This is a genomic window from Arthrobacter sp. Hiyo1, assembly GCF_001263615.2.
Lineage (GTDB): Bacteria > Actinomycetota > Actinomycetes > Actinomycetales > Micrococcaceae > Arthrobacter.
This window is the reverse complement of record NZ_DF952475.1, coordinates 18,768-24,480: the sequence shown is the minus strand read 5'-3', so window position 1 is coordinate 24,480 and position 5,713 is coordinate 18,768. Positions and strand designations below refer to the sequence as shown.

8 protein-coding genes and 1 pseudogene are annotated in these 5,713 nt (G+C 63.6%); 3 read left to right on the top strand and 6 right to left on the bottom strand.

The annotated features are described in order from the left end of the window. The 3 genes from AHiyo1_RS28365 to AHiyo1_RS27295 form a co-directional block, all read right to left on the bottom strand. Positions 1-172: IclR family transcriptional regulator domain-containing protein (locus AHiyo1_RS28365; protein WP_445286246.1), on the bottom strand; the 172-nt coding region annotated here is incomplete at its 3' end. Next, positions 118-342 carry an IclR family transcriptional regulator domain-containing protein gene (locus tag AHiyo1_RS28360; RefSeq protein ID WP_445286245.1) on the bottom strand — a complete coding sequence of 75 codons (225 nt, stop codon included), beginning with the start codon at positions 340-342 and terminating at the stop codon, positions 118-120. The genes AHiyo1_RS28365 and AHiyo1_RS28360, both read right to left, overlap by 55 nt. Then, the gene (locus AHiyo1_RS27295) at positions 342-647 is read right to left on the bottom strand and encodes a helix-turn-helix domain-containing protein (RefSeq protein ID WP_059389616.1); all 306 of its coding nucleotides are present in this window, start codon (positions 645-647) and stop codon (positions 342-344) included. The genes AHiyo1_RS28360 and AHiyo1_RS27295 overlap by 1 nt, the downstream gene beginning before the upstream one ends. Positions 648-827: 180 nt before the next feature. On the opposite strand from AHiyo1_RS27295, the gene AHiyo1_RS19135 reads away from it, so the two are divergent. Genes AHiyo1_RS19135 through AHiyo1_RS19125 form a run of 3 tightly spaced genes read left to right on the top strand, consistent with a single transcriptional unit; the run spans position 828 to position 3,052 of the window. Continuing rightward, positions 828-1,793, top strand: coding sequence for a cyclase family protein (locus AHiyo1_RS19135; protein ID WP_059389615.1), 966 nt, complete (start codon positions 828-830; stop codon positions 1,791-1,793). A 52-nt stretch (positions 1,794-1,845) separates the two neighbouring features. Then, entirely contained in the window at positions 1,846-2,814 is a 969-nt protein-coding gene (locus AHiyo1_RS19130; RefSeq protein WP_253257467.1) for an NAD(P)-dependent oxidoreductase, read from the top strand. Between the two features lie 28 nt (positions 2,815-2,842). Next, complete coding sequence (locus tag AHiyo1_RS19125) at positions 2,843-3,052, top strand: hypothetical protein (protein ID WP_059389614.1); 210 nt, start codon at positions 2,843-2,845, stop codon at positions 3,050-3,052. A gap of 482 nt (positions 3,053-3,534) precedes the next feature. Here AHiyo1_RS19125 and AHiyo1_RS25685 read toward each other — a convergent pair whose 3' ends face one another. The 3 genes and pseudogenes from AHiyo1_RS25685 to AHiyo1_RS19115 all read right to left on the bottom strand — a co-directional run. Beyond that, a complete protein-coding gene (locus AHiyo1_RS25685) occupies positions 3,535-4,272 on the bottom strand; it encodes an MFS transporter (protein ID WP_059389613.1) in 738 nt (245 codons plus the stop codon). Between the two features lie 109 nt (positions 4,273-4,381). Continuing rightward, positions 4,382-4,900: pseudogene (locus tag AHiyo1_RS28355) on the bottom strand (MFS transporter); the annotation flags it as partial. A gap of 122 nt (positions 4,901-5,022) precedes the next feature. Continuing rightward, positions 5,023-5,713, bottom strand: a 691-nt coding sequence (locus tag AHiyo1_RS19115; protein WP_059389611.1) for a dihydrodipicolinate synthase family protein, incomplete at its 5' end; no start/stop codon positions are given.

Below are 5,713 nucleotides of genomic sequence, written 5' to 3'. Positions count from 1 at the left end.
GGATGTCCACCACGGGAACGGCGAAACACACAACGCCGATTGTGGTCTCTTCGTCGTCCATGAAGTAGCCGCGGTGGCGGGATTTCTCGAGGTCGGACATGAGCTCGGAGATGCTCGTTAGGGAGCGCGAGGTGAACGGCACGAAGGTCTTGCCCCGGTAGCGGTCCTCCACCACGCGTCCGGAAGGGTGGAGAGCACCGCCTTTCCGGTGGCCGTGACATGGGCCGGGAAGCGGTCGCCGATATTCGCGGTAAGCCTGATCGGGTTGGTTCCCTCATAGCGCGCCAGGTAAAGGACGTCGGTTCCATCCAGGAGCGCCAGGCGGGCCGCTTCGCGGGAAATCAGGCGGGAACGCCGGCATAGGGCGTAGAACTCGGAAAGGTGGTCGGCGGAGCAAGGTAGTCTCCGGCGAGCGAGAGGATCCTTCGCCCCAGCGTGAACCGGCCGTCGGAGCGCCGGAGCATCCCTTCGCCCTCCAGGGCAGCGCAGATATTGGCTGTGGAGGATTTGGCGAGGTCCATCGACTTCGCAATTTCGGGCACATTCATGCCCGCTTGGCCGGCAGCTGCGATGAGGTCCAGTATGGCCATTGCCCTGGTGACGGCCGGAACTGAGCTTTGGGCTGCCGAGTTTGTCTCTAGCGTCATGGTGGTTCCTCTAATCCAAGATATTGACTTTAAGCCAGTATATTGGCTTATCATTGTCGCGTCACCCCCTCCCGCCTCCCGTTCAGGACCGGTGGCACAGATGAGGCCGTCCGTCCTCCGTCACGGAGTAGCCATGCCGGAATTCCGGGCGGTCCCCAATTTTCTCAAGGAGTACACCGTGTGCGCGGAAGATATCAGGCTAGCTCACTTTATCGGGCCCCGACAAACAATGGGCCTGCCGTCCCGCAGGACCGCTTCGAGGAGATCTTCGAACAGGTCAAGACCTGGGGAACCTATACCGACCCCTCGGCCGGGGCATGGCAGGCGGTCACCCCGGCCTCGGTAGTGGAAGCAGCATCGCTTGTCCGCAGTGGGCGCGTGGTGACCACGGCCCTGCCCTGGAATACCGTCAGCGGACCGTCCAACGCCAACCCGGCCCTGCATTACATGACGGACCTTGGAGTGCGCGAGGCTCCCGAGCCGTCCTGCAATAAAGACTTCATCGGCGTCGACTATCACGGGAAGGCCGTCAGCCATCTCGATGCCCTCAGCCACATCGCCTACAAGGGCCTCCTGTATGAGGGCCGGATCTCAAGGGATGTCGTGACGGCCACCGGTGCAGACTTCGGTTCGGTCAGCGCGCTTGGTTCCCTGGTGACCTCTGCGGTGCTTCTGGATTTCACCGTCCTTTTCGACGTGCCGTGGCTTGAGCCCGGCACCGCCATCCACGCCGAGGACATCCTTGCCGCCGAAGCACGTCTCGGCGTACACATCGCGCAGGGCGATGCGGTCCTGATCCGTACCGGTCACTTCCGCCGCGCGCGTGAACTCGGGATCTGGGACTCCTCGGACCTGAGTGCCGGGCTGCACGTTGACTGCATGCCGTTGCTGGCCGAGCGCGGAATCAGCCTCCTAGGTGGTGACGGGGATTCCGACGTCCGCCCCTCACCCACCTCCGGCATCCACTCGCCCATCCATGTCCTCGCGATCACAGCGATGGGCCTGCCCCTTCTCGACAACCTCGACCTCGAAGACCTCGGCACCGCGTGCGCCGAGGAGGACCGCTACCGGTTCATGTTCGTAGTCGCTCCCCTTAACATCCCCCGTGGCACCGGTTCGCCCATCAACCCCTTGGCGGTCTTCTAATGACATTCACAGTAGGCATCTCCCCGACTTCCTTGACCCCGACGGCAACAACGTGTGGGGCGACATCGGCCTCTCCGGACTCGACGAAGCCGGTCTGGCCTGGGAATACATGCACGACAGGTCCGCGGCCCTGACTCCGGCACAAATGGAGCAATACGACGCCATCCTTTACGCCGCCCCAGCCGTCACGGAGGCGTCCTTCGCCGGTGTCACCAATCCACCGCTGATCCTGGCCAGATTCGGCGTCGGTTTCGACACAGTCGACCTCCACGCCTGCACCAGCGCCGGAACAGTAGCCACCATCACTCCCGATGGTGCCCGCGGCCCGGTAGCGACGGCCACCTTGACCATGCTGCTTTCCGTACTGCACAACACGGTTGTGAAGGACCGTCTGGTCCGAGAACAGCGCTGGGACCTCCGCGAGGGGTATATGGGCACTGGCCTGACGGGAAAAACCATTGGTCTGCTCGGCGTCGGAAACACCGGCGGGGAACTGGTCCGCCTCCTGAAGCCCTTCGGCGTCCGGTACGTGGGCCACGACCCCTTCTGCCCGCCCGAACGCGCCCGTGAACTGGGCGTAGAACTGATGGAACTGGACGAAGTTGCCGCCCGCTGTGACGCCCTCATTGTGATGGCAGTGCTGACCGAGCAAACCCACCACATAGTCAACGCCGCAATTCTGGACCGTATGAAGCCAACTGCCGTGGTCATCAACATGGCCCGCGGCCCCATCATCAACGAACAAGACCTCATTACGGCCCTTAAGAGCGGAAGCATCGCCGGAGCCGGCCTGGACGTGTTCGAAAAGGAACCCGTCACCAACGAGCTCATCGGCCTGGACAACGTCACGCTCTCCCCCCATTGCCTCTCCTGGACTGACGAAATGTCCCTCGGCAACGGCAGCAGCTGCGTGCGCGCCATCGTCGATGTCGCCAACGGGCGCGCACCGAAATTCGTCATCAACCGCGAAGTCCTCGACACCGCCGCCTTCAAAGATCGCCTTTCCCTGAGGCTCGGCTAGCACAGCACACCAAAACAGAAAGCAAGCCATGACACAGATCGCACACGAAAAAATGGAAGTGGTCGTCCACCACGCCGGGGACGTGGACCACGCACTCAATTCGAGCGTCCGGGAGCTGCAGACAAGGGCACTTGCGCAAGGTACCGCGGGAATCCTCATCACCAAGCACGGCCCCGGACGATTCACCCTCGAACTGAGCCCCGAGGTCCCCTTCGGCTACACCCACGAGAAGGCCTAACCCGATTACAGACCGGCTTGCCGAAAAGGTCATCCTGAACCGGACCTGCAGGCATCGAAATTCCAACGAACCTGCAAGTCCACGACGCTCTGATCCGCTTTGTCAAAGCTGATGGTGGCCGGTTCCGTCACGGACTCACTTCTTGACAGGAGAGATCAGAGAGGCGCAGGAGGACGAACGACAATAGGCCCCACAGTTGGGGGTGAGGGCCAGCCTTTGGTGCCGCTGCTCGCGCGAAGACAGTACGGAGACGCGCCTATGTTCCCCAGATCCGAGACCAGCTGAGAATCAACCGGGCACCGGCGGGGCCCGGACTCACCCCGACCGCACCCTCGCGCGCTAAGCTCTTCTCCTCGTGGGCCACCAGAGGGCCCCGAGGAGTACTCCTTCGGCACTTAAGTCCATCACATGTCACTGTCCCGCTGTTCACAGTGGAGGCGAACAACGGGACAGCGGTAGCAATCGTTCCAGTATCGATGCTGCTATTCAAGTTCGGCGATGGTGCGTCCTGTGCGGTCGGGCGTGAGGACGGAGAAGATGACGCCTGCCACTGGGCCGATGATGCCGAGTGCGAGGGCGAACGGGACGGTGCCGGCGAGGGTGAGTGCGAAGAGGGGGAAGACTCCGGCTCCGAGGCCACGTCCTACGTAGTAGCTGGCGCTGGAGCCGGTGGAGCGGATGCGGGTGGGGAAGAATTCGGACATCCAGACACCGAGTACGCCGAATCCTCCGGCCCCTCCGGCGCACATCATGAGTGCCCAGAACGCGGGAGCGGTCCAGAACGCTCCGGTGATGTGTGCGTGTCCCGAGGTGAGCAGGGACAGGAACCAGACGAAGCCGGCGGTTCCGAAGACACAGGCTGCCGTGAATGCGTACTTGCGTCGGATGCGGTCGGAGATGAAGCCGGTGGTCGAGTAGGTGATGATCGTGGAGACGTAGCCGAGCAGGACGATCAGGCTCACGGTGTCGAGGGGCAGTTGCTGGGTCTTGAGCAGGTAGGTGGACAGGTAGGCGCCTACCGAGTTGGTGGTCAGGAACATCGCGGTTGACAGGATCATGAACAGGACGGTCCCGTAGGCGAAGCGGGGGCGGAAGATGTCGATCACGGGAACTTTGGAGCGGCGCAGTTCCGGCGGGAGGGTGCCGTACCGGCGGTGTTCCTGGTAGGCGAGCCATTGCTTGGATTCGGGCAGCAGCTTCAGTGATGCTGCCCCGATCACGAGGCTGACCAGGCCGATCGCGATGTATCCGGCCCGCCAGCAGGTCGTGGCCCAGGGTGGACAGGAACAGGTAGATGAGGCCGGCGGTGAGGATTTCGCCGACGAAGTACATGGACTGGATGATGCCGCCCATGGTGCCGCGTTTTTTGGTCTGCCAGCATTCGGTGAACATCGAGAACGAAAGGCCGAAGAGGCCGCCCATGCCGATGCCGGCGAGCACCCGGGTCAGAAGGAAGATTTCATAGTTGGTGGCCAGCCCGCCGAGGGTGGCCGCGACACCGAATGCCAGGACGGAGATGGCGAAGGTGCGGCGCCGGCCGAGGGTGTCCCCGAGGGTGCCGAACACGAATCCGCCCAGGATGGAGGCGAAGCCCTGCACCGTGGCGACCGTGATCAGGGCGATGGTGGAGACGTGCAGGCTGTCGGAGATGTACGCGAGAGGGAAACCGATCAGATTCAGCTCGGCGCCGTCGAACAGGGTTCCCAGCAGGGCGAAGGCCAGGATGAACCGGATTTCCCTGCGGGTGTAGAACGTGGAGGTGCCGCCCGAAGGTGCGGCATGTCCTGCGGAGGCCGCCTGCGCCGGGTGGTCCTTGGGGGCGGGGGCGGTCTTGTTCAGCTCGCGCATTTTGCGAGTCCTCCTTCTCCAGCTGCGGTGCTGGGGGTCGTCGTTGACCAAGATTGGAGAGGGTAAAGCTTGGGGGGAAGGATGGCGGGCGCTTGGCCCGCCATCCTTGGGATCGGCGAGGATCAGGCGGGAACGGTGACACTGCCCAGGTTGGCGGACTTCAAGGCCCGTGCGATTTCATCGCCGGCGCCCTCAGCCAGGGGAAGCAGCGGCGGCCGGACGGTGGCATGCTCCAGGATGCCGCGGGCGACGAGGCCTTCCTTGAGGGCGACGGTCCCTTCCATGTGGGACCCGCGGTGGTACACGTTCTTGGTCACCGGCAGGAGGCGGTCGTGAATGGCCCGCGCCGCGGCGTAGTCCTTGGCCTTGCCCGCCGCGATCAGCTCCACCAGCGGTTCAGGGGCGAGCCCGCCGTAGCCGACCAGTGCGCCATCGACGTCGAACATCGTGTGCAGCAGGTACTCGTCATGGCAGGTCAGGATCTGCAGCTCCGGGTAGGCAGCGCGCAGAACGGGGATTTCAGTGTCCCAGCGCTTCATGTTCCGCACACCGTTCTTGGTGGCGAACACCCCTTCCTGCCCGGCGATCTCCAGCTGGGTTTCCAGGTCGTACGTGGCCTTCGTGGCGTCAGGGTACTGGAAGAGAATGAGCGGCAGGCCCGAGGTTTCGTAGATTTCCTTGTAGCGGGTCTGCGGCGCGCCCTTCTGGTATCCGAAGCGCAGCCAGCCGTGGGACGGGTAGACCAGACCGGCAGATGCGCCGGCCTCGACCGCGCGCTTGGCTTCCAGGGCGGCAACCATGTTGCCCTCCCCC

Coding starts and splice junctions, on each gene's coding strand:
- AHiyo1_RS27295 (WP_059389616.1), bottom strand. CDS start 647: ATGACGCTAGAGACAAACTCGGCAGCCCAAAGCTCAGTTCCGGCCGTC.
- AHiyo1_RS19125 (WP_059389614.1), top strand. CDS start 2,843: ATGACACAGATCGCACACGAAAAAATGGAAGTGGTCGTCCACCACGCC.